Origin of the sequence: uncultured Sphingomonas sp., assembly GCF_946477935.1 — a bacterium.
Lineage (GTDB): Bacteria > Pseudomonadota > Alphaproteobacteria > Sphingomonadales > Sphingomonadaceae > Sphingomonas.
The window spans coordinates 1-26,329 of the sequence record NZ_CAMLAC010000027.1; the positions used below are offsets into that span (position 1 = coordinate 1).

At 65.3% G+C, this 26,329-nt stretch carries 22 protein-coding genes and 1 tRNA gene; 17 read left to right on the forward strand and 6 right to left on the reverse strand.

Features of this window, described 5'->3' with window-relative positions:
* The coding region (locus tag Q0U08_RS04995; protein WP_298090127.1) for an FAD-dependent oxidoreductase at positions 1 to 887 on the forward strand (887 nt) is incomplete at its 5' end.
* Positions 888 to 947: 60 nt separating this feature from the next.
* Complete coding sequence (locus tag Q0U08_RS05000) at positions 948 to 1,457, forward strand: NUDIX domain-containing protein (RefSeq protein ID WP_298090129.1); 510 nt, start codon at positions 948 to 950, stop codon at positions 1,455 to 1,457.
* Here Q0U08_RS05000 and Q0U08_RS05005 read toward each other — a convergent pair.
* The 4 genes from Q0U08_RS05005 to Q0U08_RS05020 form a co-directional block, all read right to left on the reverse strand.
* A complete protein-coding gene (locus tag Q0U08_RS05005) occupies positions 1,394 to 2,689 on the reverse strand; it encodes a hypothetical protein (protein WP_298090131.1) in 1,296 nt (431 codons plus the stop codon). The genes Q0U08_RS05000 and Q0U08_RS05005 overlap by 64 nt on opposite strands.
* A 164-nt stretch (positions 2,690 to 2,853) precedes the next feature.
* Positions 2,854 to 2,929: transfer RNA gene (locus tag Q0U08_RS05010), tRNA-Ile, on the reverse strand.
* 139 nt (positions 2,930 to 3,068) lie between these two features.
* On the reverse strand, positions 3,069 to 3,335 hold the full coding sequence (locus Q0U08_RS05015) for a hypothetical protein (protein ID WP_112383313.1): 267 nt from the start codon (positions 3,333 to 3,335) through the stop codon (positions 3,069 to 3,071).
* 158 nt (positions 3,336 to 3,493) lie between these two features.
* The gene (locus tag Q0U08_RS05020; RefSeq protein WP_298090132.1) at positions 3,494 to 4,888 is read right to left on the reverse strand and encodes a M20/M25/M40 family metallo-hydrolase; all 1,395 of its coding nucleotides are present in this window, start codon (positions 4,886 to 4,888) and stop codon (positions 3,494 to 3,496) included.
* 109 nt (positions 4,889 to 4,997) lie between these two features.
* Here Q0U08_RS05020 and ettA point away from each other — a divergent pair, with 109 nt between their 5' ends.
* Positions 4,998 to 6,677 carry an energy-dependent translational throttle protein EttA gene (gene ettA, locus Q0U08_RS05025; RefSeq protein ID WP_298090134.1) on the forward strand — a complete coding sequence of 560 codons (1,680 nt, stop codon included), beginning with the start codon at positions 4,998 to 5,000 and terminating at the stop codon, positions 6,675 to 6,677.
* Positions 6,678 to 6,738: 61 nt separating this feature from the next.
* Here the strand turns inward: ettA and Q0U08_RS05030 are convergent, their stop codons facing one another.
* Positions 6,739 to 7,563: a ThuA domain-containing protein gene (locus tag Q0U08_RS05030; protein ID WP_298090158.1), complete on the reverse strand. Its 825-nt coding sequence runs from the start codon at positions 7,561 to 7,563 to the stop codon at positions 6,739 to 6,741.
* A 200-nt stretch (positions 7,564 to 7,763) separates the two neighbouring features.
* Here Q0U08_RS05030 and Q0U08_RS05035 point away from each other — a divergent pair, with 200 nt between their 5' ends.
* The 13 genes from Q0U08_RS05035 (at position 7,764) to Q0U08_RS05095 (ending at position 22,389) form a co-directional block, all read left to right on the forward strand.
* Positions 7,764 to 8,972: a histidine kinase dimerization/phosphoacceptor domain -containing protein gene (locus tag Q0U08_RS05035; protein ID WP_298090136.1), complete on the forward strand. Its 1,209-nt coding sequence runs from the start codon at positions 7,764 to 7,766 to the stop codon at positions 8,970 to 8,972.
* A gap of 198 nt (positions 8,973 to 9,170) precedes the next feature.
* On the forward strand, positions 9,171 to 9,563 hold the full coding sequence (locus Q0U08_RS05040; protein ID WP_298090137.1) for a curli production assembly/transport component CsgF: 393 nt from the start codon (positions 9,171 to 9,173) through the stop codon (positions 9,561 to 9,563).
* Positions 9,564 to 9,590: 27 nt separating this feature from the next.
* Complete coding sequence (locus Q0U08_RS05045) at positions 9,591 to 10,544, forward strand: CsgG/HfaB family protein (protein ID WP_298090139.1); 954 nt, start codon at positions 9,591 to 9,593, stop codon at positions 10,542 to 10,544.
* Positions 10,545 to 10,575: 31 nt separating this feature from the next.
* Entirely contained in the window at positions 10,576 to 12,300 is a 1,725-nt protein-coding gene (locus Q0U08_RS05050; protein WP_298090141.1) for a hypothetical protein, read from the forward strand.
* A gap of 14 nt (positions 12,301 to 12,314) precedes the next feature.
* Positions 12,315 to 12,872 carry a hypothetical protein gene (locus Q0U08_RS05055; RefSeq protein ID WP_298090143.1) on the forward strand — a complete coding sequence of 186 codons (558 nt, stop codon included), beginning with the start codon at positions 12,315 to 12,317 and terminating at the stop codon, positions 12,870 to 12,872.
* Between the two features lie 280 nt (positions 12,873 to 13,152).
* A complete protein-coding gene (locus Q0U08_RS05060) occupies positions 13,153 to 13,344 on the forward strand; it encodes a hypothetical protein (RefSeq protein WP_298090145.1) in 192 nt (63 codons plus the stop codon).
* 85 nt (positions 13,345 to 13,429) lie between these two features.
* Entirely contained in the window at positions 13,430 to 13,585 is a 156-nt protein-coding gene (locus Q0U08_RS05065) for a DUF6771 family protein (RefSeq protein ID WP_298090147.1), read from the forward strand.
* A gap of 551 nt (positions 13,586 to 14,136) precedes the next feature.
* Complete coding sequence (locus Q0U08_RS05070; RefSeq protein ID WP_298090148.1) at positions 14,137 to 17,196, forward strand: TonB-dependent receptor; 3,060 nt, start codon at positions 14,137 to 14,139, stop codon at positions 17,194 to 17,196.
* Between the two features lie 58 nt (positions 17,197 to 17,254).
* Entirely contained in the window at positions 17,255 to 18,817 is a 1,563-nt protein-coding gene (locus Q0U08_RS05075; RefSeq protein ID WP_298090150.1) for a tryptophan halogenase family protein, read from the forward strand.
* Between the two features lie 37 nt (positions 18,818 to 18,854).
* Positions 18,855 to 20,441, forward strand: a complete 1,587-nt coding sequence (locus Q0U08_RS05080) for a family 43 glycosylhydrolase (protein WP_298090151.1) — start codon at positions 18,855 to 18,857, stop codon at positions 20,439 to 20,441.
* 119 nt (positions 20,442 to 20,560) lie between these two features.
* Positions 20,561 to 21,130, forward strand: a complete 570-nt coding sequence (locus Q0U08_RS05085) for a hypothetical protein (protein ID WP_298090152.1) — start codon at positions 20,561 to 20,563, stop codon at positions 21,128 to 21,130.
* A 164-nt stretch (positions 21,131 to 21,294) separates the two neighbouring features.
* Positions 21,295 to 21,606: a hypothetical protein gene (locus tag Q0U08_RS05090; protein WP_298090153.1), complete on the forward strand. Its 312-nt coding sequence runs from the start codon at positions 21,295 to 21,297 to the stop codon at positions 21,604 to 21,606.
* Between the two features lie 93 nt (positions 21,607 to 21,699).
* Positions 21,700 to 22,389 (forward strand): hypothetical protein, encoded by a 690-nt coding sequence (locus Q0U08_RS05095; protein ID WP_298090154.1) that lies wholly within the window; start codon positions 21,700 to 21,702, stop codon positions 22,387 to 22,389.
* Between the two features lie 123 nt (positions 22,390 to 22,512).
* Here the strand turns inward: Q0U08_RS05095 and Q0U08_RS05100 are convergent, their stop codons facing one another.
* Entirely contained in the window at positions 22,513 to 26,055 is a 3,543-nt protein-coding gene (locus tag Q0U08_RS05100) for a hydantoinase B/oxoprolinase family protein (protein ID WP_298090155.1), read from the reverse strand.
* A gap of 66 nt (positions 26,056 to 26,121) precedes the next feature.
* Here Q0U08_RS05100 and Q0U08_RS05105 point away from each other — a divergent pair.
* Positions 26,122 to 26,329 (forward strand): DUF969 family protein (locus Q0U08_RS05105; RefSeq protein ID WP_298090156.1); only part of this gene is annotated, 208 nt, incomplete at its 3' end.

The following is a 26,329-nucleotide window of genomic DNA, read 5'->3' on the forward strand; positions in this document are numbered from 1 at the left end:
GTATTCGTACCGGGATCGCGGCGGAGCGTGTGGGCGGGCAGGTGCTCGACACGATGTCGATCGAGAACTTCATCTCGGTTCCGCATACGGAGGGGCCGCGTCTGGCGGGCGATCTGGAGCGGCATGTGGCCGAATATGGCGTCGACGTGATGAACCTGCAGCGTGCCGAGACGCTGATCCCGGCGGCGGAGGAAGGTGGGTTGCACGAGGTGCGGCTGCAGAGCGGGGCCGCGTTGAAGGCGCGTACGGTGATCTTGGCGACGGGGGCGCGTTGGCGGCAGATGAACGTGCCCGGCGAGGACGCATATCGCAACAAGGGCGTGACCTATTGCCCGCACTGCGACGGTCCGCTGTTCAAGGGCAAGCGCGTGGCGGTGATCGGCGGCGGCAATTCAGGCGTCGAGGCGGCGATCGATCTGGCGGGCGTCGTGGCGCATGTGACGCTGATCGAATATGCCAGCGACCTGCGCGCCGATGCCGTGCTGCAGCGCAAGCTGGCGAGCCTGCCCAATGTGAAGGTCATCACCTCCGCGCTGACCACCGAAGTGACCGGTGACGGCAAGCGGGTGACCGGGCTGACCTACAAGGATCGCAATCACGACAGCGTCCACCAGATCGAACTGGAGGGCATCTTCGTCCAGATCGGCCTGGTGCCCAACACCGAATGGCTGCGCGACACGGTTGCGCTGACCACGCATGGCGAGATCGAGGTCGACCATCGCGGCGAGACGTCGCGGCCCGGCATCTTCGGTGCGGGCGACGTGACCACGGTGCCGTACAAGCAGATCGTGATCGCGGTGGGTGAGGGGTCGAAGGCGTCGCTTTCGGCGTTCGATTATCTGATCCGCCTGCCGGCCGATGCGCCGGTGGATGCGATGGCGGCCTGATGGCGAGCCCCGGCGCCTAATCGCTTGGCGTCGGGGCTTCGTTTCGTTACCCGCCGGTCCATGATCCTGATCGAGCGGACGGGCTGGCGGGCGGCAGGCCCCCGCATCGCACTCAATGCCTTCCAGACGCTGCGTCGCGCCTGGTGGCGAATGACGACGCCCGAGACGCGCGGCAGCCGCGGCATCTGCCTGACGCCCGAGGGGCGGGTGATCCTCGTGAAGCACAGCTACAAGCGCGGCTGGTATCTGCCCGGCGGCGCCATCGACGCGGGGGAAGACGATCTTCCCGCGCTGCTTCGTGAGTTGCGCGAGGAGGTGGGAATGATCCGCCATGGCGCCGCGCAGCACCTGTACGACCTGCGGCATAACCCGGACCACAAGCGCGACCGCCAAGCCGTATTCCTGGTGGAAGATGTGGTGATCGAACCACGCCTGTCACTGGAGATCGAAGCGATCGGCGCTTTTCTGCCGGATGCGCTGCCCGGCAACCTGCATCCGGCCACCCGTTACCGGTTGGAACGGTGGCGAAAGGGCGGGGCAGCCGATTTCGGACCTGTTCCAAGCGAATAATCGCTGGCGGCTGTTCGCCGGCGGTGTCGGAGTGCAATTCGGGCGGACGCCATCTGCACGCCCTGGTGCACGAGCCCCATCGTGGCGAAACACATCAGCCCGTAAACCAGATAGGAATAGCGCGGGATCGGCTGGACCAGAGCGTAGGGTAGGGCCGTTGCCAGCACGAATACGGCGACCGGCGTCAGACGGAAACGACGCGATAGCGCATCGAGCAGCAATGCGGCAAAACCGAGCAGATTGATCAGCGACAGGATGAGCGGTCGCGCATCCGCCCGGTGGTTGTCACCGGATTGCCAGACTTCGGGAAAGAAGAACGCGGCATAATGGCGCAGTGCCAGCCGCGTAAAGGCCATCGGATGCTCCGCGATCCAGATCCACGCCCGGCGCCCGAGCATCCGGGAATAGGCGATCTCCCCGCCACCCGCGCGCAGCCGTGCGCGCGCTGCGGCGCTGCGATAGGGATGAAGGGTCGCATAGTTGCGTTCATAGGCGACGCTTGCAGGCCGGCCGCTGCCCACCGCCGGATCGATCCCCAGCGCCAGTTCCAGGCCGAAATTGTCCCGCAGCAAGACCGCCGTTCCCATGACGCGGGCGTTCCGCATCGCCCAGGGCGTGACCATCAGGGCAAGGGCGAGTGCCGCCGAGCCACCGAGCAGCACCGCCTGGCGCCATCGCAAGTGCGGTATGGCGGTTACGATCCAGGCCGCGACGATACCGATCCCTGCCGGCGGGCTGACAAAGAAGGTGACCGCCGCCAGCACGCCTGCCGCGATCGTTCGCCTGGGCGAGAGTATTTCGCCGTTCCGCACGCGGCTGATTTCAAGCAGGCCGCCACAGTTCAGTATCACCGCAAGCGCGCCTTCCCAGAAGCGGAAGTCGATGAACTCCTCCTTGGCGAAGATCGGTGCCAGGCAGAAGACGGCAAGTCCAAGCCGTCGGGCACCGATCGGCAGGCCCAACCGGGTGTAGAGCCGATCGATCAGCAACAGCACTGCCACGAACTGCGCCAGCGCGCCGACGAGAAGTACGATCAATGCGGCCGGCGAGCCGGCACCAAACAGGCGGAATATGCCGCCGACGATCAATGGCATCACCGGCATCAGGTGCGCGGTCGGCCCCATGTCGGGAAACGCGTCGGCAAAGCCGCCGCCTGTGGAAAGGCTGATGGCGACGCGTGTCGCTTCACCCGCCTCCACCACGACGAGGGTGCCGCGACTATCGTAGATCATGATCAAGCGAGTCAGAATGCCCAGGCACAGCAACCATGCCAGCGGCGCCCGATCGGCAGCCAACCTTGCGTATCTGGCATGTGGATGATCCCCAGCAGGATCAGCGCCTCCCCCGATTTTCATTGATCCAGATTAGCGGATCGCCACGGATGAGGGAATGGGGGTGGTGGGCCCGGCAGGACTCGAACCCGCAACCTAGCCGTTATGAGCGGCCAGCTCTAACCATTGAGCTACAGGCCCCGACGCCGTCCGTAGCGCGGGGCGGGGCGATCCCGCAACCGGGGAAACGATGCGTGGACATGAAAAAGGCGCCCCGATGGATCGGAGCGCCTTTCCCGTAACAGCAGAATCGCGTCGGGCCAATCGGCCCGATGCGGCATTACTGCATGTTGTCGGCCTTCGCCTCGGCCGCGTCACGGACGTTGTCCGCGGTCGCGTTCATGTTGTCGGCGGCGTTCTCGAGAACGGCGGCTTCCGAAGCGTTGGCGGTGTTGTCGGCCAGCGCGTCGATGTTGTCGGCCTGCATTTCCATGTTGTCGGCCAGCATGTCTGCGTTGTTCTCAACAGCAGCAGCTTCCGGCGACTTGTTGCAGGCGGCCACGGACATCAGGCCGGCGGCAGCGAGAACAAAGGCGATCTTCTTCATTCGAATGCTCCCAAGCATAAGCAATCATCGCGGCCGACCCGATTGCCGTCGCGAAGCGGCTCAAATACCGCACGCTTCCCCCCGGTCAATCCGCAAAATTCACCTCTCAGCAAGGTTCGCGACGAACTGAGGGTATCACACCGGGTCATTTCAACTGATTAACGTGTCGGTTTGACGCTACCGATTTCCTCCGGCGCATTGGCCACGACCGCCAACATCGCCGTCCATGCAGCGACGTTCTGGCGCAGCGCCTGCGGGTCGATGCGGTCGATCGTATCGTCGGGCGTGTGGTGCGTATCGAAATAGTCGAGGCCGGACTGGTTGAGGTCGATGCCCGCCACCCCCAGCCCCAGCGTCGGGCCGATATCGGTGCCGTCGCCCGCCACGCCGGGGCCGCGCACGATGCCGAGGGGCGCGAGCGCGGTCTGCAACCGGTCACCGACCGCGCGTGCGCTGTCCGGCAGGTTCACCTCGAACCGCCAGATGCGGTCGGCACCGAAATCGCTTTCCGATGCCGTGGCATGACGATCCCCGGCATGCGCCTTCGCATATTCCGCACCGCCGAAACCGCCCACTTCCTCCGCACCGAACCAGACGACACGGATGGTGCGGCGCGGCCGACCGGCATCCATGATCCGCTTGGCCGCGGCCGCCGTGATCGCGATGCCGCTGGCGTCGTCGATCGCGCCGGTGCCGAGATCCCAGCTATCGAGATGGCCGCCGACCAGTACGATGCCGGCATTCGGATCGGTGCCGGGCACTTCGGCGATGACGTTGCCCGATTCGCGGATGCCGGTGCGGCGCGGGGTGAGCACCAGCTTCAGGCGAACCGGCTTGCCCCGGGCGGCGATACGCTCGAGCTGCTCGGCGTCGGGCACGGACAGGGCGGCGGCGGGGATCGGCTTCACGCCCTCTGGAAAGGTGGTGGTGCCGGTATGGGGGAAGCGGTGATGATCGGTGCCGATCGAGCGGATGACGATCGCCACCGCGCCCTTCTGCGCGGCGACGGCGGGACCGGTGAAGCGCGCCGGGCCGAACGCGCCATAGCTCGATCCGTCCTGTGTCGGCTGCATCGCATTGCCGACATAGGCGATGCGGCCGGTCAGGCTGCCGGCCGGTGCGGCGAGCAGGTCGCCATAGGTCGGGAACACCACGACCTCGGCGGTGATCCCGCCCGCCGGGGTGGCCCCTGAATTGCCGAGCGCGGCAAGGGTCAGCTTCTGCGGAAAGGGCGCGAGGATCTCGGCAGTTTCGGCACCGCGTTCCCATACCGGCATCCGGTAGGGCTCGATCCGCACATTCTGGAAGCCCATCGCCTTCAGCTTCGCGACCGACCAGGCGCGCGCGCGCGCCTCCGCCTCGGTACCGGCCATGCGCTGACCGACCTCGGTCGTCAGCCCCTCCACGATGTCCCATGCAGTGTCGTCGCGCAGTGCGGCATCGCGCAGCGCGGCCACGCGCGGATCGACCGGGGGCGGCGCAACCTGTTGTGCAAGAAGGGGAGAGGAAAGGGCGGAAGCGGCCAGGGCCGCGGCGATGAAGCGCGTCGTCATGGCAGGAAGGGTTACGTAGTCGCAGCCGGTTTGCCAACGGGGCGCCCAATCATTACATGGCGATCCGATTTCCCGATCCCCCTTCCAAAGAACGGAGCACGCGCGCCAGATGGCCGTCCAGTACACCTACGTCATGAAGGGTCTGACCAAGACCTTCCCGGGCGCGAACAAGCCCGTTCTCAACAACATCCACCTGCAGTTCATTCCCGGCGCCAAGATCGCGATCATCGGCCCGAACGGTGCCGGCAAGTCGACGCTGATGAAGGTGATGGCGGGCATGGACCCCGACTTCCAGGGCGAAGCCTGGGCGGCGGAGGGCGTCCGCGTCGGCTATCTGGCGCAGGAGCCGCAGCTTGACCCGTCCAAGGACGTGATGGGCAACGTCAAGGACGGCGTGCGCCCGGTGGCGGACCTGATCGACCGGTTCAACGCCATCTCGGCCGAGATGGGCGATCCGCAGGACGATACCGATTTCGACGCGCTGATGGAGGAGATGGGCGAGCTTCAGGCGAAGATCGACGCGATCGACGGCTGGTCGCTCGACAGCCAGCTCGAACAGGCGATGGAAGCGCTGCGCTGCCCGCCGGGCGATGCCGACGTGACGCGGCTGTCGGGTGGTGAGAAGCGCCGTGTGGCGCTGTGCAAGCTGCTGCTGGAAAAGCCCGACATCCTGCTGCTCGACGAGCCGACCAACCACCTGGACGCCGAAAGCGTGTCGTGGCTGGAAAACTACCTGAAGGAATATACCGGCAACGTCATCCTCGTCACCCACGACCGCTACTTCCTGGACAATGTGGTCAACTGGGTGCTCGAACTCGATCGTGGGCGCTATTATACCTACGAGTCGAACTACTCCGGTTACCTGGAGAAGAAGGCCAAGCGGCTGGAGCAGGAGGAGCGCGAGGAAGCGGGCAAGCAGCGCGCGATCGCGGACGAACTGGCGTGGATGCGCCAGACCCCCAAGGCGCGTCAGACCAAGTCCAAGGCGCGTATCCGCGCGTTCGACGAACTGATGGCCAAGCAGGAGAACCGCGTCGCCGGCAAGGCGCAGATCCTGATCCAGTTGCCCGAACGCCTGGGCGGCAAGGTGATCGAGGCCAAGGGGCTGACCAAGTCGTACGGCGACAAGCTGTTGTTCGAGGGGCTGGACTTCATGCTGCCGCCAGGCGGCATCGTTGGCGTGATCGGGCCGAACGGCGCGGGCAAGTCGACGCTGTTCAAGCTGATCACCGGGCAGGAACAGCCCGATGGCGGCACGATCGAGATCGGATCGACGGTGAAGCTCGGCTATGTCGACCAGAGCCGCGATCACCTCGATCCCGACAAGAATGTCTGGCAGGAAATCTCCGACGAGCTGGAGGTCTTCCGCTTCGGCAAGCAGGAGCTGGGCACGCGCGCTTATGTCGGCGCGTTCAACTTCCGGGGACCAGACCAGCAGAAGAAGGTCGGACAGTTGTCGGGCGGTGAGCGCAACCGCGTCCACATGGCCAAGATGCTGAAGGAGGGCGGCAACGTCCTGCTGCTCGACGAGCCGACCAACGATCTCGACGTGGAAACGCTGCGCGCGCTGGAAGAGGCGCTGGAGACGTTCGCGGGCTGCGCCGTGGTCATCAGCCACGATCGCTTCTTCCTCGATCGCCTGTGCACGCACATCCTGGCGTTCGAGGGCGACAGCCATGTCGAATGGTTCGAGGGCAACTATGAGTCCTACGAGGAAGACAAGCGTCGTCGTCTCGGCGATGCCGCCGACCGTCCGACGCGCCTCGCCTACAAGAAGCTGACGCGCTGACCATACCCGTCAGGGCACGGGACGGGCGGTCATTCCGAAGGGAGTGGCCGCCCGTCTCGCATCAGGCGGGGCAGCGCATCTTGGCCGCAGGGGCGGTCCAGCGGATCGCATTGCCGATCAGGCGGCGGTAATTGGCATCGTCATAAGCCTCCGGCGTGTGGCCGAGCGCCGAATAGACGATGCGGCCGCGGCCCAGCATGCGCGTCCAGACGATCGGGTGGTCGGCGCCCATCGCCAGCGCATCGGACGGGCGATAACTGGTCTCGTCCAGCGTCGCCAACACCGTGGTACCGGCCGCCCGCGCCGGGCTGGCGAAGGAATACCATTCGTCGCGCGGGTTCCAGGGCAGGGTGACGCCGGCCATCACCGGATGCTCGGGGCGCTCGATACGGATCGCTGCGGGCTGAATATGATCCTCACCACCGGGATGACCGATGAATTTCGCGCCGATCATCTCACGCTGATAGAGCGGCCAGCCTTCGCTGGAATTGTCCCCGGCCGCGTGCAGTGCGACCACGCCGCCGCCGGCCTTTACCCAATCGGCAAAGGCTTGACGCTGCGCGGGCGTGAACAGATCGCCGGTGCTGCTGTTGAGGATGACGACCGAAAATCGCGAAAGGTCGCGCGGGTTGAAGACGGCGGCGTTCTCGGTGGAGAAGCTGGGCGCGCAGGCCTGCGCCATGCCGGCGATGACCTGGCTGGAGTGGGGCAGATGCTCGATATGCCGCCAGCCATTGGTCTTGGAGAAGATGAGTATGCCGCCGCGCTTCACCGTGGCGGGGATTGGCGGCGCTACGCTGTCCATGACCGGCGCGGGCCGGTGCGGATCGGCGGGGGTTTGCCCCATCAGGAGCGCGAGCGGCGCCAGCGCGAACAGGCGCCGCATCACGAGCGGGTGTCTCCGAACGTCACGACCGCATACCGCCAGTGCATCGCATCATCTCCCTTATCATGGTTTCTCAGCATGATGGATCGTGTTGCGGCCCGCGTCCAGCGGGGACGACATTGTACGATTCACAACGGTTTAAATTCCAACCAACGATGCCTATTCTTTGACGACAGCAAAAGGGGAGCAAAACTGCACGCATGGCCGTGATCGAGCAATCGCCCGGCGGGGATACCGCCACGGGCACCGGGGAACTGCATTACCGCCTGCGTCAACAATCCGTGCTCGCCGATTTCGGGATCGAGGCACTGCGTGCGCGCGACCTGGATCCGATGCTGCAACGCGCCACCGAGTTGTGCGCACAGGGCATGCGCTCGAAATATTGCAAGTTCCTGGAATATCGCGCCGACCGCGATACGCTGCTGGTGCGCACCGGGGTAGGGTGGGCGCCGGGCGTGGTCGGATCGACCGAGATGCGCACCGATCTGGGATCGCCTGCGGGCTTCGCGCTGCAGACCGGACAGGGCGTCATCTCTAATCATCTGGAAAATGAGGAACGGTTCCGTACGCCGGAGTTCATGGCGGCGCACAAGATCCGACGGGCGATCAACGTGCTGGTCGAGGCGTCGGGCCGTCGTTTCGGGGTGCTGGAGGTCGACAGTGCGGACGAAGGGACGTTCGAGGAGGCGGACCTTGCGTTCATGCAGGGGTTCGCCAACCTGATCGGGGTGGCGATCGAGCGGCAGGAGGCGGAGCGTCGGCTGGCGGAGGCGGTGGAGCATCAGCAGTTGCTAACGCGCGAGGCGAGCCACCGGGTGAAGAACAGCCTGTCCTTGGTATCGGCGATGCTGAACCTGCAGATGCACGAAGACGAGGACCCGCGGGTTGCCCGGCTGTTGGGCGATGCGCAGGCGCGGATCACCGCCATCGCACAGGCGCATGACCGGCTGTGGCGCGGCGAGAAAGTGGGCATCGTCGCGCTGGACGACCTGGCATGCGGCATCCTGGAGCAACTGTCCGAACAATCGCCTGCGCATGACATTACCTGCGACATCCAGCATCTGGAGATCAGCGCCGATACCGCCATTCCGATCGGCCTGATGCTGACAGAGCTCGTCACCAATGCGATCAAATATGCTTACGGCGAGGATGGTGGCCCTATCGTGGTGCGGCTGGCGGCGCAGGAGGGGCGTATCGTGATGACGGTGACGGACGAGGGGGCGGGCCTTCCGGACGGCTTCGACGTCAAGGCCGCATCGCGCAAAAGCCTGGGGATGCGGATGATCGTCAGCCTGGCGCGCCAATTGCGCGGTACCGTGACGATCGAGAACGGCCTGTGCGGCGCCCGTGCCACGCTCGACATGCCGGATCCGAGCTTGGCGGACCCGGTACCCGACCAGGCGACCTGAGGGTGGCATTGCATTGCAGGCAGGCGTCCATGCAATGCCTCAATAGGTAATGTCCTGTTTGAAAGGGGTAATTCAGCTATCTTCGATCACTAATCCCCATACCCAGTGTTTGTCCCGATGCCGAAGCCCTAGCGATAGGTTGTAAATATCGTGAACTGATGCGGGGGCGGCATGGGGGCGAAGACGGCTTTGTCGGCGGTGTGCCTGCTGTCGGTAACGATGCCGTGCGCTGGTCAGGATCTGGTATATCAGCCAGTCAATCCCAGCTTCGGGGGCAATCCATTCAACGGGGATCATCTGCTCGGGCTTGCAACGGCGCAGAACAAATATACCGACCCGGCCTCACGGGCCAATGCGGCCCAAGCCAACACTTTCGCGCAGCAACTGCAATCCCGCCTGTTGTCCGCGCTTTCGTCGCAGATCGTCGAGGCCATCTTCGGCGAGAACCCGCAGGATCAGGGAACGATCAAGTTCGGCGGCCAGACCGTGGAGTTTTTCCGCAGCCTGGATGAAGTGACGCTGACGATCACGGATGACGCGACCGGCGGGATCACCACCATCGTGATCCCCACCTTCATCACGGCAAACTGACCGATGTGTCTCCGGACCCTGCTTGTCATGGCGCCGCTTCTGGGTGGCTGCACGGTGCTGAACACGGTGGACCGTTCCCTGCCATCCGCGTCGCAGCAGGCGATCATCCCGGTCAGGACGACCACGCAGCGGATGCTGAACGAGATCGCGCCGCCATCGCGGCCGGTCGCCATCGCGGTGTACGGCTTCACCGATCAGACCGGGCAGTTCAAACCCAGCGAGGTCGGGCAGACGCTGTCGCGTGCCGTCAGCCAGGGCGGGGGGTCGATCCTCGTCAAGGCGCTGCACGATGCCGGCAACCGGCGCTGGTTCACCGTGGTCGAGCGCGAGCAACTGAAGAACCTGCTGAGCGAGCGCCAGATCATCCGCGAGATGCGGGAACGGTATCTGGGTGAGAGCACGATCAATGCCGAGGCGCTGCCGTCGCTGCTGTTCGCCGGCGTGCTGCTGGAAGGCGGGATCATCGGTTATGACACCAACACGGTGACCGGGGGCGCGGGTGCGGCCTTCCTGGGCATCGGTGCCCGTACCGAATATCGGCAGGACACGGTGACGGTGTATCTGCGCGCGGTATCGGTGCGGACCGGCGAGGTGCTGGCCAGCGTCTCCTCCTCCAAGACCATCGCGTCGCGTGCGATCAGCGCCAGCACCTTCAAGTTCGTGGCCTTCAAGGAACTGCTAGAGGCGGAACTGGGCGTCACCAGCAACGAGCCGGACCAGCTCGCTTTGCAGCAGGCGATCGAAAAGGCGGTGCTCGGCCTGATCATGGAAGGCATCGACCTGAAGCTGTGGGCCTTCGCCTCGCCAGAAGCGGGCGCGGCACAGCTCGAGCGCTATCACCGCGAACGCGACGGCAGCTACTCGCCGCAGCAGGTGCAGGCAGCGGTCGACAGCGCCGCGCGGCTGCCGCCGATGCAGGTGCGGCGCAGGGCATCCGCCGATCCGCCCCCGCCTGAGCCTGCCGCTCGCAGCACGCTTTGACTTCGTAACCGTCCTTCAAGGGAGACCGCGCATGAAGACCCTGATGACTGTATCGACTTCCATGCTTGCGCTGCTTGCCGCGCCGGTACTGGCCCAATCCAGCGCGACGATCGACCAGACGGGGGCGGGAAGCTCGGGCAGTATGGCGATGGTCGATCAAACGGCAACGGCTGCGGCAGCCGATGTGACGATCATCCAGGTCGGTCGCGGCCACGAGGCCATCGTCAGGCAAAAGAGCGACGGGGCGACGGTGAACGGTCAGGCCGATACCGCCTATATCCAGCAGGGCAGCTTCGGCGCCCGCGCGACGATCGACCAGCAGACCGTCGCGGGTGCGGCCGGTTCGCGCGCCAGCATCATCCATGGCGGCGGCGTCAGGGCGACCACCGGGCAATATGGCGGTGGTCACGACAGCAGCATCGACCAAGGCGGCGTCGATGCCATCGCCGATGTCGTCCAGAGCGGTGGCGGACTGGCCGGCAACGTGTCGCGGATCGTGCAGTTCGGCCCGGTATTCACCGCGACCGTCGCGCAGGACGGGCAGAACAACTTCAGCGAGGTCATGCAGACCGGCGATACGCAGGTCGCGGTGGTGGACCAGATCGGCCAGTATAATCAGTCCTCCATCAACCAGAGCGGCAGCGGCAACTCCGCCTTCGTCACCCAGCGGATCACCAGCCGTGCGGCAATCGACCAGCGCGGCACCGACGGGATCGCCTATATCGATCAGAATGGCGGCGGCGGTTCAGTGACGCTGCTCCAGACGGCGGCGTCGAAGGGCGCGGTGGCGGATGTGAAGCAGTCGGTGGCCGGCGGCTCGATCGATCTGGAGCAACGGGGCGCCGGTACGGTCGCGGTACAGCAGGGCGGCCTGTCGCAAGGTCTCTCCGTGCTTCAGCAGGACGCCAGCAGCGCAACGGTGGTGCAGGAGGGCCGCATCAGCCGCCTGGCGATCCAGCAGTTCGACGGCTCGGCCGGTGCCAGCGCCAATGTGTATCAGGGGACGCGCAATGGCGAGATACTGGTACAGCAGAAGACCGCGGCGGCAGTGGACGTCCATCAGACCGGCACCAGCGGCTATGTGTTCGTGAACCAGGGGCGGGGGGCGGCGGGCTCTGCCGCCGGGGTGGTGCAGCAGGGCGACAACAATGCGCTGGTCCTGCATCAGCGCGCCTGGCCGGAGGGTGCGGCGACCGGCCCGGCGGGATCGGTCGCGACCATCCAGCAGATCGGGGACGGCAACAGCGCGCTCGCCTTTCAGCACGGTACCGGCATGCAATATGCCAGTCTGGAGCAGACAGGTACGGGCAACCGCCTGAGTAGCTGGCAGGGTGGCCAGGGTGGTCAGCGGGTGACCTTGCGCCAGGGCGGAACCGATAACTTTGCGCAGACGGCGCAGGGCGGCATACCTGCGGGCGGCGCGACACCGCTCGATCCCGTCGCCACCGAGGATGCCGCGTCGCAAAATCTGGTCATCACGCTGGAGCAACCGGGGAACGGCAACACGGCGATCCTGACACAGACCGGACGCGACAACCTGATCGACGGGCGCCAGCCCGGCAACGGCAATGCGGCGGTGGTGACACAGCGCGGCAACTTCGAAGCGGTCACATTCGATCAGTCCGGCGACAACAACCGCATCGACGTGACGCAGCGCGGCCAGTTCAACGAGGCCGGCATCTACCAGCTCACCAACGACAATGTCGCGACCGTCACGCAGAACGGGTTCAACAACACGGCAATCGTCCGTCAATAGCGGGAGGCGCGCTGATGCTGGATGTTGCATCGATCCTGTTGCTGATCGCCATGCAGGCGGGGATAGGGGCGGGGGCAGCCGCGCCGCTTCCGCCCGAACGCAGCGTGGGGATCGACCAGATCGGCGACGCTCCTTTCGCCGTGACCCGTGAGGCGGAGGCAGGCGGTGTCGTTCTGATCGATCAGGACGGCGATCGTAACATGGCGACCGTGATCCAAGGCGCGCCGTCGTCCGATAACCGGCGGGATGATGGCGCGGAAGCGTCCGTCGCCATCTATCAAAGAGGTAGCGGGAACGCGGCTTCGGTCCAGCAGTTCGGTGTACACGGCATGATCAACGTGGCGACCCTGTCGCAAGACGGATCGAACAACATCATGCGACTGGAACAGTCCGGTGGCGGCAACCGGGCGGAACTGGAGCAGACAGGCGATGGAAACGCCATGGACGCGCGACAGATCGGCAACGACAACACCCTGCGCTGGACGCAGACAGGCAGTGGCCTGCCCGATCTCGGCATCACCCAGACCGGCGGGCAGAGCATGGCGATCAGCCAGACCGGGCCCGGCCGATAAGGCAGCGCTCCTTCTGGCCATCATGGTGGTTGCTGGATCGACGCCGGCGATCGCCGGGGCGACGACGGTGCAGCAACCCGGTGTCGATGGGTCGATATCGGCGCGCAAGACAGGTGTGGCGCAGATCGACTCGGCCAGGAACGATCGTCCTGCGCGAACCGCCGAAATACCTCAGATCACACCAACCCTGTCGGCAGCGCGCAAACGTCTACCTGATACGGCTCCGATCGGCGGACGCGATCGATGCGATCCCGCCAGTCCCAAGCCGGCCTTGGGGAGCATGATCTGCCGCCCGGATCTGCGCGCCTCCGGGCAGGCAGAGCCATCCTCGCCGGACAAGGGCCGCGTATCGTCGCTTGTGGAGACGCTTGCCGACGAGACCGGGCGATCCTCCCAGAACATCGACGATACGGCGGGTGCCATCGCTATTCTGGGCTTTCCGGCGGGCGTCGATGCGCCGGCCAAAAGGTGACGCACATCTGTCCACGCCGTCGCCGATCATGGCCGGTACGGTCGTAAGGGCTTGTCACACCGACCTTAATCGTCAAAGTCGCGGCATGACCGATCCCGTGCTTCACACCATCACGACCGTCCTGCGCAGGGCGCCCGAATGGGTCCGGCATGATCTGGTCGCCAAGGACGCCGGCACGCGAGAACGTGCCGAGGAAGCACTTGCCGCGATGATCGCGGCGGCGCTGCACGCACAGCCGTAGGTCGGCGTCATAGGCGTGGCGGGCGTGAGCGATCGTCACGATCGGCACTAAGCGACGGCATCGCTCCGATCCCCGCGCAGACGAGGGCGTGTAAACGGGCAAATGCCCACACATGCGTATCAGGATAGCTAAATCGGCTTACCGGCGATGCCCGGCGGGGGCATTCAACGAACCGAATTCCAGCGCCTTTCATCCTTGATGGAGGACGTGGGACTCGTTGAGCCTAAAAGCTGAAGTCCACCGGAAAACCTGACTTATCAGCGTTCTAAGCCCCTCAGTGAATGAGCGATGACAGGGCGGCTTTCGAGGAAGACGGACGAAACTTCGGGGAAATACCCGCCATAACCTTGGAAAGATGCTGAGCAAGCATCGGAGTTAGCTCGCTAAAATTCGACATGGGAGTTGATAGTAGGGCCGAAGCGTGCCTATACCTGTTAGCGGTAGCATTCGCAGATAATGCGCCAGGGTAGAACAACGGACTTTGACCCTCGTGGGGAGGATGTAGAATGAAGGGGATTAACGGGTATGTTCGCGCGCGCAGAGGACGTGGCTTGAGCCTGCATGCCGGCGTGTCGCTTGCGGCGCTTCTTGTCGCGTTCACACCGGCGGCGGCGTTTGCCCAGGCCGAGTTGCAGACCACTTCGTCGGATACGACACAGGCGGCGGTCGAGGGACAAGAGCAGGGAGATCCTGCGGCGGATCAGACGGGTAGCGACATCGTCGTCACCGGGCGTCGTGCCGCGCTGGAAGCGGCGGATGAACGCAAGCGGCGTAGTGAGACGATCATCGACTCGGTCGTCGCCGATGATGCCGGCAAGCTGCCTGACAATTCGATCACCGAAGTGCTGCAGCGCGTTTCGGGTGTTTCGATCGTGCGGTTTGCCGCTCTGGGGGATCCGGACCACTTCTCCGTCCAGGGGTCCGGCGTCCAGGTCCGTGGTCTGACCGGCGTTGCATCGCGCCTGAATGGCCGCGAGATTTTTAGCGCTAACAACGGCCGCGCCATTCTGTGGAGCGACGTCACGCCCGAACTGATGGCGGCGGTCGACGTCTACAAGGCGTCCACGGCCGACCTGATCGAGGGCGGCACGGGCGGGCAGATCGATCTGCGCACCAAGATGCCGTTCGACTTCAACGGAAAGTTCCACGTTGCAGGCACTGCCGAGCTGGGCATGGGCGATCTGGCGCAAAAGGCCGATCCCACCGCATCGCTGCTGGTGACGGATTCGTTCGATACCGGCATCGGCCGTATCGGCGTTCTCGCCGACGTGGCCTATGCGCAGTTCAGCTCGCTGTCGCAGTTCATCCGTACCGAACCCTATTTCAAGACGCGGATCAGCGGCCAGGATTATTACATTCCGGGCGGCTTCACCTATGGCGACGAGGCGTTCCGCTATCGCCGCTACGGCATCTATGGCGCCGTGCAATGGGCGCCATCGGACTCGCTGACCTTTACCGGCACCTTCTTCCAGTCGCGCTACAAGAGCCAGTCGAGCGACTACGGCGCGCAGGTCAGTTCGCAGAACCTGGCGGTCGATCCGGCAAGCAGCACATTCGACTCGGTTGGCGGGTTGCTCAAGACCGACGCGCTGTTCAATCGCGATCAGGCTACCTTCCTGCCCAGCCCCAACCCCGTCAACAGCGGCGGCAACAAGGGTTTCGTCGACAGCACCACACGGACGCGCGATTATTCGCTGTCCTTCGTCTGGGCGCCGGAGGACAGCCACCTTTCGCTGCGCGGCGCGCTGCAGCGGGTCGACTCCCGGCAGATCTATGACCGGCTCGACGTGTTCCGCGAGATCGCCTTTGGTCAGAGCTTCGGGATGGACCTGACCGGGGATCTGCCGAAGATCACCGTATCGCCGGCAACCCAGGCCTCGTTCGCCAATCCGGCGAACTATTTCTGGTCGGCATCGATGCCGCACAACGAGGACAATAAGGGCCGGCTCGACTCCGCCAATCTCGATGCGGAATACACGTTCGACGACAGCTTCCTGCGCGCGGTCAAGGTGGGCGGCCGTTATGCGGAGCGCACCGAGCGCGATTTCTCGAACGGGTATAACTGGTCGGCGCTGGGCCGCAGCTGGAACGGCGATCCGCAGCTGACCTATGCCAACGCCGCGCCGGGCGACATCGAATACCATGCCTTCAAGGACTTCTTCCGCGGCAATATCCCGCTCCCCGGCAACCTGATGTTCGCCTCGCGCGATCTGGTTTCCCGGCTCGACCGGGCCGAGCTGACCCGCTCGCCGCCCGCCGGCTTCTGCGGTGCGCCAGGGTCTGCACTGTTCAACAACTGCACTGCGGCCGGACCTCTCCCCCAGACCGGATATGGCGGCGCCGCAGGTATCCGGCCGATCGGCTTCGTGCTGCCCGACGACCGGGTCGACAACCGTACGGAGACGCTGGCCGGCTACGCGCTGGTGCGGTTCGGTACCACCTGGGGGCCAGGCATTTCGGGCAATGTCGGCGTGCGCGTGGTCAACATCAAGAACGAGGGCAGCGGCTTCATTCGTCAGAACAGCTCGTCCTTCGTTCGCAACGGCCAGATCCAGGGCATCGCCAGCACGGCCGTGCCGCGCGGAGGTGAGGCGGAGTTCACCCGCGTGCTGCCGTCGGTGAATCTGGAATATGCCCCGATGGACAAGGCCAAGGTGCGCTTCGGCTACAACATCACCATGGACCTGCCGACATTCAACGCGCTGCGCTCCTCGGGGTCGGTCGGCGTGGCGACGACGGCCAACCCGGCCAACGTTCCGGGTTCGGGAACGAACCTGCCGGGCGTCTTCACCAACTTCACGGCGGAGACCGGCAACCCGTTGCTGAAGCCGACCATGTCGAACAATTTCGATCTGTCGTTCGAATATTATGCGAGTGCCGGCACGTCGTTCCATCTGGCGCCGTTCTACAAGCGGCTGACCGATGTCACGGTCTTCTCGCTCACCCAGCGGCAGGTCACCGTCGCGCTCAGCAACGGCGTCGACAACAACGTCGTCACCGGCACCGAAACCGTGACCGCCGCCGCCACCGATTATATCAACTCGGACGAGGCCGCGACGATCAAGGGTGTTGAGGTGGGCGGTCGCTTCTTCCTCGACATGCTGCCGGGTGCGCTGGCCGGCTTCGGGTTCGAGGGGAACTACACCTTTATCGACAGCAAGAACCCCGGTGACGTGTACCGCGACATCAATGGCGTGGTGAAGCGGGACGCGCCGCTGGTCGGCCTGTCGAAGCACAACTTCAACGCCACGCTGCTCTACGAACGCAATCCGATCTCGGCTCGGGTCAGCTATTCGTGGCGCTCGCGGTATCTGCAGTCCACGAACAGCAATGGTACGAACCCGACCTATGGTTTCTACGGTGTACCGGGTACCGCAGCGACCAACTCGATCCAGATCGCGTTGCCGGTCTACGGTGCTGCCTACGGCACGCTGGACGCCGGTGTACGCTTCAAGGTGACGGAATCCTTCTCCTTCGGTGTGCAGGGCACGAACCTGCTCAACGCCACGCAGCGCACACTGATGGGCGGGTATCCGGACGGCAAGATCTACGGCCGAAGCTGGTTCCAGAGCGACCGGCGCATCAATACCGGCATCTATCTCTCGTTCTGACGATGCTGCATCACCTGTCGGCGCCGTGGCCGGCAGGTGAGTGCGGAATGAGGGGTGTATGAGGAAGCGGATTCTGATCGCGGGCGGCGGCACCGCCGGGTGGCTGACCGCCTGCTATCTGGCCAGGCGGCTGGGCGCGGACCTGCCCGGCGCCGCATCGATCCAACTGGTCGAGTCGCAGGAGATCGGCGTGCTGGGCGTGGGGGAGGGGACCTTTCCCACGATCCGGCGCACGCTGGCCACGATCGGTATCGATGAAGCCGATCTCATCCGTCGCTGCGATGCGACCTTCAAGCAAGGCGCCCTGTTTCGTCACTGGCGCGCCGCACCGGGGGCGCCGGGGCCTGACCATTATGCCCACCCCTTCCAGCTTCCCAATGCGGAGCACGGCCTGGAGTTGCTGCCCTACTGGCTGCTCGGGCTGGCTGGCGAGACGGGCTGGGATGCTGCATCCAATCCGCAGAAGCTGGCCGCCGATGCCGCGCGTGCGCCCAAGCTGCCGAGCCATCCCGATTATGTCGGGCCGCTGAACTATGCCTTTCACTTCGATGCGCTCGCCCTGGCGGGATTGCTGCGCGACCATGGGGTGGGCAGCGGCGTCGAGCATCTGTCGGACACGATCACCGAGGTGCTGCTGGATGCGGACGGTGCGATCGGTGGCGTGCGGACCGAACGGCACGGCGTCCTGAGCGCCGACCTGTATATCGACTGTACCGGATTTCGCGCAGAATTGATCGGCCGGGCGCTGGGCGTGCCGTTCCGGTCCTGCCGCGACACGCTGTTCTGCGACCGGGCGCTCGCCACCCAGATACCCTATGCGCGGGCAGATGATCCGATCGCGTCCTACACGCTGTCGACGGCGCAGACGGCGGGCTGGATATGGGACATCGGCCTGTCGCGGCGCCGCGGCGTCGGCCATGTCTATTCCTCTGCGCATATGGACGACGACGCGGCCGAGGCGGCGCTGCGCGCCTATCTCGGTGCGGCGGGGCCGGATGCCGAGATCCGTCGCCTGCGGTTCGACGCCGGCTACCGGGAAACGAACTGGGTGCGCAACTGCGTGGCGATCGGACTATCGAGCGGCTTTTTCGAGCCGCTGGAGGCGACCGGGATCGCGCTGGTCGAAGTCGCGGCCGGGCTTGTCGCCAACCTCTTCCCGTGGGGCGGCGATCACGCGACCTCGGCGCGGCAGTTCAATGCGAACATGCTGCACCGGTACGAACGGGTGCGCGATTTCATCAAGCTGCATTATTGCCTGTCGGAGCGGCGGGACTCGCCGTTCTGGCGCGACAATGTCGCGGCGGCGTCGATCCCCGACACCCTTGCCGAACGGCTCGATCGCTGGCGTTTCCGGCCGCCGACCGAGTTCGACATCGATCCGCGTGTCGACATCTTCCCACAGGCCAGCTGGCAATATGTGCTGTACGGCATGGGTTGGAAGACCGACCTGTCGGCACAGGCCGGCATGTTCCGCTTTCATGACGATGCCCGCCGGGCCTTTGCGGAGGTTCGACGTCAGGCACAGTTCGCGATCCAGGGCTTGCCGTCCAATCGTGAGCTGGTCGAACATGCCCGAACCCATCGCTTCGCAGGCGGTGCCGGGCCGAAGCATTCAGCCTGAACGACGTACAAGAACAGCAAAAGAGACACGACAGCCGATGGATACCACTCGCCGACAAGCCCTGACGCTGGCACTCGCCTCCGCTGCATTTCCCGCTGCGTCCGCGTCCGCCGCGCCCAGACCTGCGGGCGTGGAGGGGCAGCGACGCGCCGATCTGGGCGATGGCCGGTTTCTCAACCCGGTGCTGGCCGGCGACCGCCCCGATCCGAACGTGTTGAAGGACGGGGGGGACTATTATGCCACCTTCTCGTCGTTCCAATATTATCCCGGCGTGCCCATCTGGCATTCGCGCGACCTGGTGAACTGGACGCCGGTTACCGCCGCGCTCAAGACCAATATCGGCAATGTCTGGGCGCTCGACATCGCCAAGCATAACGGTCGCTACTTCATCTACATACCCGTGCTTGTCGACGGCGATCGCCCGCTCCGGACCTATGTCATCCATGCCGACAGCATGAAGGGGCCGTGGAGCGAACCGATCGACATGCGGATCGACAACATGATCGATCCCGGCCACGCGGTAGGCGAGGATGGCAAGCGCTACCTGTTCTTCAACGGCGGCAACCGGGTGCGGATCAGCGACGATGGGCTATCGGCGGCGGGCAAGATCGAACACGTCTATGGCGGCTGGCCGATCCCGCAGGACTGGATCATCGAGGGATTTGCGCTGGAAGGCCCGAAGGTGCTGCGCAAGGACGGCTGGTTCTACCTCTTCTCCGGGCAGGGCGGCACCGCCGGGCCGCCGACCAGTCACATGGTGGTCGTCGGCCGCTCGCGCTCGATCGATGGTCCCTGGGAGAATTGTCCGCACAACCCGATCGTCCGCACCGCCCGGCGTGACGAACCATGGTGGTCGCGCGGTCATGCGACCGCGATCGAGGGGCCGGACGGCAAATGGTGGCTCGTCTATCACGGGTATGAGAACGGGTTTCGCACGCTAGGCCGGCAGATGCTGCTGGAGCCGATCGAATGGACCGCAGACGGCTGGCCACGCGCGCTGGGTGGGGACCTGTCCCGCCCGATGCCCAAGCCCCGGGGTGGCAGCGGCGGCGCGCATGGTCTGGCGCTGTCAGGCTTTTCGCCCGATATGTTCGGCACGAAGCTCGCTTTTCAGGCGCCGCGCGGCAATGATTATCTCGACCGTGTCAAACTGGCCGGTGGCGTGCTGACGCTGAAGGGGCAGGGCAGCGGTCCCGCCGACGCCTCGCCCCTGGTCTTCGTCGCCGGGGACCGATCCTATGAGGTGACGGTGGAGGCGGAGGTCGAGGGCGATACGGCCGCCGGTCTGGTGCTGTTCTATAACGAGAAGCTGTTCTGCGGGTTGGGGTTGGGGCCTGAGCGGCTTCACGCCTATCGCATCGGGCAGGAGGAGCGCTGGCCGCCGGGCGCGCCGATCGATGCGCGTCGCCTGCACCTCAAGCTGGTGAATGACGAGAATGTGGTGACCTTCTTCCACAGCCGCGATGGTCGCCAGTGGACGAAGGAGCGATCCTTCGAGGTGGCCGGTTACAACCACAATGTCGCGGACGGTTTTCTCAGCCTGCGCCCCGGCATCTATGCGGCAGGCTCGGGCTCGGCACGGTTCGCCAACCTGACCTACCGGGCACGCGGACCGTCTGCGTGAGTGCTGTTGCGGCCATGGTCAAGCGGAGCGTGGCGGGCTAGGGTCGCGGTGGAGAAATGAGGTTCATGCTACCGTCTCGATACCGCCATGGGCGCATACGCGCTGCCGGCCGCGCCGTTTTGCGATCCACATGCTTCGTCCTTGCCTGCGGGGTTGGTACCGCGGCGGGGGCGATCGACTATGCCGCCCGCGATGTCGGGGATTGGACGGTCGCGGCCAGCAAGGATGGCCAAGGCTGCTTCCTGACCCGGACATATGATCGCGCCGGCGACACGACCCTGCTTCTCGGGCTGGATGTGGACGGCGCCAATCACCTGTCGGTCCTGAATGCCAATTGGTCGATCAAGGCGAGGGACCGGTTGAAGCTGGATTTCCGCCTGTCCAACGGCGGCTACGCCAAGCATGCGGCCGTTGGCCTGCGATCGGACGGCAAGCAGGGTTTCGTCACCAGCTTCGAGGCGAAGTTTCCGGCATATTTCGCCAGGTCAAACGATCTGCACATCGCGCGCGGTGACGTGCCGGTCGAGCGGTTGAACCTCGCTGGCAGCGGCGCGGCCGTCGCCGAATTGCGCAAATGCGTGGCGGCACAGCGGGTTGAAGCGAAGGCGACCAAGCCTCGCAAAACGCGTGCCGATGATATTCCGGAGGACCCGTTCGCACCCTCCGCATCGCGCAGGTCCGGGAAATAGCGACGTCATCCTCTGCGCAATATGCGACGAAGCGCTCTGCCGGTGCGCCTTGTCGTTGCGCAAATTCCACTGGGCACGCGCCGAGCACGGTCGAACAGAATCCGGATTGTGGAACCGATCGCACTCAGCTTGATTGTTGCAGTTAGTTAACGAGTGGAAGATGTATGTCTGCTTTTGCGTCAAAATCCCTGCTGGCCGTGGTGACACTGGCTGGCGCCGTCGGCCTCAGCGGCTGCGCCACGAAATCCTACGTTCGCGAACAGATCGCGCCGGTAAGCCAGCGTGTCGATACGCTGGAGGCGCGACTGCAGGAAACGGACGGCACGGCCAAGGCCGCGCTGGCGGAGGCGCAGGCCGCATCAGGCCAGGCGCAGAATAACGGCCAGCGTATCGACCAGCTCACCGGCCGGGTGGACGGCGTGGATCAGCGTCTGACGGCGCAGGAACAGCGCCCCGCCAGGCGTCCGCGCCATTGATCGTGCCGAGCGGCACGTCATAAAGCGTATTGCTGTTTCCGGATCGGCCGACCCGCAAGGGAAGGCCGATCTTTTTTCGAGTATGCCCAACTGATGATCCATGTTCTGCGGGCGCTGGCCGGGCTCGCGCTTACCGTTCCGCTCGTGGCGGAAGCACGCACATCGCGGGCCGAAGCGCCGCAAGCCGCTCAAGCCGTCGGTAGCGACGCCGCCCCGGCCATTACCCTGTCGCCTGCCGCTGCCCAGGTCACGCAGTGGGTTTCCACGTCAAAGGACAATCGGGCGCTGCCCTGGGCCGTGGTGGACAAGGAAAATGCCGCGCTCTTCCTGTTCGACGGCAAGGGCAAGCCGCTGGGCGCGGTGCCGGTGCTGATCGGTATCGCTCCAGGGGACGAGGCCAGTCCGGGCATCGGCAACAAGAAGCTGGCCGATCTGGGACCGGCGGAGAAGACGACACCGGCCGGGCGGTTCCTGGCAAAGTTCGGTATGCCCGTCGCCGGGGAGCGCGTGCTCTGGGTGGACTATGCGACATCGGTTGCGATCCATCCGATCCCCAAAGACGCCGGGCCTCGGGAAAAGCGGCGGGAGCGCATGTTGTCGCCGACGCCGGACGATAATCGGATCACCTTCGGGTGCATCAACGTCCCCAAGGCCTTTTACGGCCGCGTGCTGCGCCCGCTGTTCCGCGGCAAGGGCGGCTATGTCTATGTGCTGCCCGACAGCAAGCCGATCGAGGCGGTGTTCCCGCGCCTGCGGGTGCAAACGGTCATGAACGGCGGCTGAGACCGGGTATGATCGCCGCCTCCCGGGGCTGATGTGATCGGCGTGATCACATCAGTCGGTTGCGATATCCGTATGCCGAGGCCCGGCGCTGCACCTGATCCAGATGGCGGTATCGGTCCTGTTCTACCCGACTGTGCCGTAGCCTCCGCCACCGGGCGTTTCGATCACGATCCGGTCACCGGCCATCAATTCGACCTTGTCGGTCCCCTTCAGAAGCATGACGCTGCCATCGCCCCGCTCCACCCGCTGCGTGCCCGCCTTGCCGTCGGCGCCGCCCGCAAGGCCAAACGGAGCGACCGTGCGGCGCGAGGCGACGATGGTGACTGTCAGCGGCTCCAGTGCGGTGATCGCGCGAATGGCTCCGTCGCCACCGGCATGTTTCCCCGCGCCCCCCGATCCACGGCGGATGGCGAAGCGATCGAGGCGGACGGGGTAGCGCAACTCCAATATCTCGGGATCGGTGATGCGCGTATTCGTCATGTGCGTGTGCACCGCCGACGCGCCATCGAAGCCCGGCCCAGCACCTGCGCCACCGCAGATCGTCTCGTAATATTGGTGCGCGTCGTTCCCGAACAGGAAGTTGTTCATCGTCCCCTGCGCCGAGGCACAGGCATCCAGCGCGCCGAGCAGCGCATTGCAGACGGCCTGGCTGACCTCGGTATTTCCTGCCACGACCGCGCTGCCCGGCGGGGGCGACAGGAATGATCCGTCGGGAATGATGATCGTGAGGGGTGCCAGGCACCCTTCGTTCAGTGGCAGATCCTCGCCGACCAGGCAGCGAAAGGCATACAGCACGACCGCACGGGTGACGGCGGGCGGCGCGTTGAAGTTGCCACGGCTGGCCGGTCCCGTACCGGTGAAGTCGACCGTCGCCGCACGGCGCTCACGGTCGATCGTTACTCGGACCTTCAGGGGGGTGCCGTCGTCCATGCTATAGTCGAATGTGCCGTCCGAAAGGCGGGACAGAACACGGCGGATGCTTTCCTCCGCATTCGCCATGACATGCCCCATATAGGCACGAACCACCGGCCAGCCCCGCGTCGATACCAGCGCGTTCAGTTCGGCGATGCCCGTCGCATTGGCGGCAAGTTGCGCCTTGATGTCGGCGACATTGGTATCGGGGCTGCGGGCAGGATAGCGCGCATCGGCCAGCAGTTGGCGAAACGCATCCTCCCGCAGCTGGCCGCCATCGACCAGCAGGAAGTCGCTGATCACCACGCCTTCCTCTTCCAGCGTATGGGAGTCCGGCGGCGTCGATCCCGGCGTCAGGCCGCCTATATCGGCATGATGGCCGCGATTGGCGACGAAGAAGCGGATTTCCCGACCGTCATCATCGAACACCGGCGCGATCACCGTCACGTCGGGCAGGTGGGTGCCGCCGTTGAACGGGTCGTTCAGCGCGACGACGTCACCGGGTTTCAGCGTCGCGCCGCGTTTGGCGATCACCGCTCGCACGCTTTCGCCCATCGCGCCCAGATGGACGGGGACATGGGGAGCGTTGGCGATCAGATTGCCGGCGGCATCGAACAGCGCGCAGGAGAAGTCGAGGCGCTCCTTCATGTTCACGCTGCTCGCGGTGTTGCGCAGCACCACGCCCATCCGCTCGGCGATGCCCATGAACTGGGTTGCGAACAGTTCCAATTGCACCGGATCGGCAACCGCCGGATCCGGCTGGGCCCGTGCGGGGGCGCCGGTATGGGCCAGCAGCAGCTCGCCGCCCGCACCGACTTCCAGCGTCCAGCCCGGCTCGACCATCGTCGTCGCGATGGCTTCGCGGATCAGCGCTGGCCCGGCGATGGTATCACCGGGGCGCAGGTGCTCGCGGTCATGGATGGGCGTCGCATGCTCGGCGCCGCCGGTCCACACGGCAACCGTGGCGATGGGAGCCGGTGGCGCACCGTCGCGTGCGGGAAGGGGCGGCGGGACGACGGGGTTGCCCGGCAGGATCGCCTCCACCACCACGCTTTCGACCATGATGTCACGGTCGGGACTGGTGAAGCCGAAGCGCGCACGATGGGCATCCTCGAAGCTGGTGCGCATGGCAGCGGCACCGCCCAGCGGCACGCCGAGCGCGGTGTCCGTCCCGGCATAGCGCAGGTTCACGGTGGTGACGCGCTGCGGGTTCCCGCCCAGTTCCGCTGCCGCCGCATCCCCCAATGTGGTCGCCAGCCCATCCAGTGCTTCGCCCAGCGGCCGTTCCACCGAGCGCTGGCGAATGGCGACCCGGTCGGCCAGCCCCATGCCGTAAGCCGACAGCACGCCGGCCAGCGGATGGATCAGCACACGGCCCATCCCCAGCACCTCGGCCACGCGGCATGCATGCTGCCCCCCTGCGCCGCCGAAGCATTGCAAGGCGAAGCCCGTTACGTCCTGCCCGCGTTCCAGTGCCACGCGCTTGATGGCCGCGGCCATGTGCGCGACCGCCACCTCCAGAAAACCTTCCGCCACTGCACGCGGATCGTCGCCGCCACCCAGTGCTGCGAACCCGCGTCGCGTCGCCTCGATGTCGAGCGGCTGGTCGCCCTCCGGGCCGAAGACCGCTGGAAAATGCGCGGGCTGGATCTTGCCGACCAGCACGTTGGCGTCGGTCACGGTCAGCGGTCCGCCGCGACGGTAACAGGCCGGTCCCGGATTGGCGCCCGCGCTGTCCGGGCCGACGCGAAAGCGCGCGCCATCGAAGTGCAGGATCGATCCGCCACCGGCCGCGACCGTCTCGATCGCCATCATCGGCACACGCATCTCGACGCCCGCGACTTCGGCATCCAGCACCCGCTCGAACTTGCCCGCGTACAGCGCGACATCGGTCGATGTTCCGCCCATGTCGAAGCCGATCACACGGTCGAACCCGGCCGCTTCCGCAGTCCTTGCCGCAGCCACTACGCCGCCTGCCGGACCGGACAGTATAGCATCCTTCCCCTCAAACGCCCGAGCATCCGCCAGTCCGCCACTCGACTGCATAAACGACAACCCCACCCCACCCAGCGCGTCCGCCACCCGGTCGACATAGCGACGCAGAACGGGTGACAGATAGGCGTCTACGGTGGTGGTGCGACCGCGGGCGACGAGCCCGACAAGGGGGCTCACGCCGTGGCTGGCGGAGACCTGTGTGAACCCCGCTGCACGCGCCAGTTCGGCAACGCGCGCTTCAACGGCCGGATGCGCCCAGGCATGGGTAAGTGCAATGGCGACCGACTCGTAACCCTCGGCACGTTTGGCCGCAAGCAGTGCCGATACCTGCGCTTCGTCGAGGGAAGATACCCTTCCCCCATCGCGATCGATGCGCCCGTCAACTTCGATAACGCCGTCGTACAGCGGAGCGGCGACGTCGATCGCAAGATCGAACAAGTGCGGGCGTGCCTGGTTTCCGATCGCCAGCAGGTCCGCAAAGCCGCGATCCACGACCAACAGTGTCCGCGCGCCCTTACGCTCCAGCAGCGCATTGGTGGCGACCGTGGTGCCCATCTTAACCTCGGCGATGCGGGCCGGCGGAGTGGGGTCGTCGTTCGACAGGCCCAGCATCTGCCGAATGCCTGCGATCGCCGCATCGGCGTAGCGTTCCGGGTTTTCGCTCAACAACTTGGTCGTGCTCAGCGTACCGTCAGGCGCCTGTGCAACGATATCAGTGAACGTGCCACCGCGATCGATCCAGAAAGACCAAGTTGTCATGACCGTTGCTGCCTCATGGGGGAACGTATACGAAAGCACGGCGATGACGTGAAGGGGCGACGAGGCGTGCTGGTATTATCGGGGATCGTCATCATCGTCATCGGGTTCGTGGTGGGGATCAATCCGCTGTTGGTGGTGACGGTCGCTGCACTGGCGAGTGCGGCGGCGGCGGGGCATGGGCCGGTCGAGGTTGTCGCGATGATCGGCAAGGCGTTCGTGGAGGGGCGGTTCCTGGCGGTGGTGTGGCTGGCGCTGCCGATGGTCGGACTGCTGG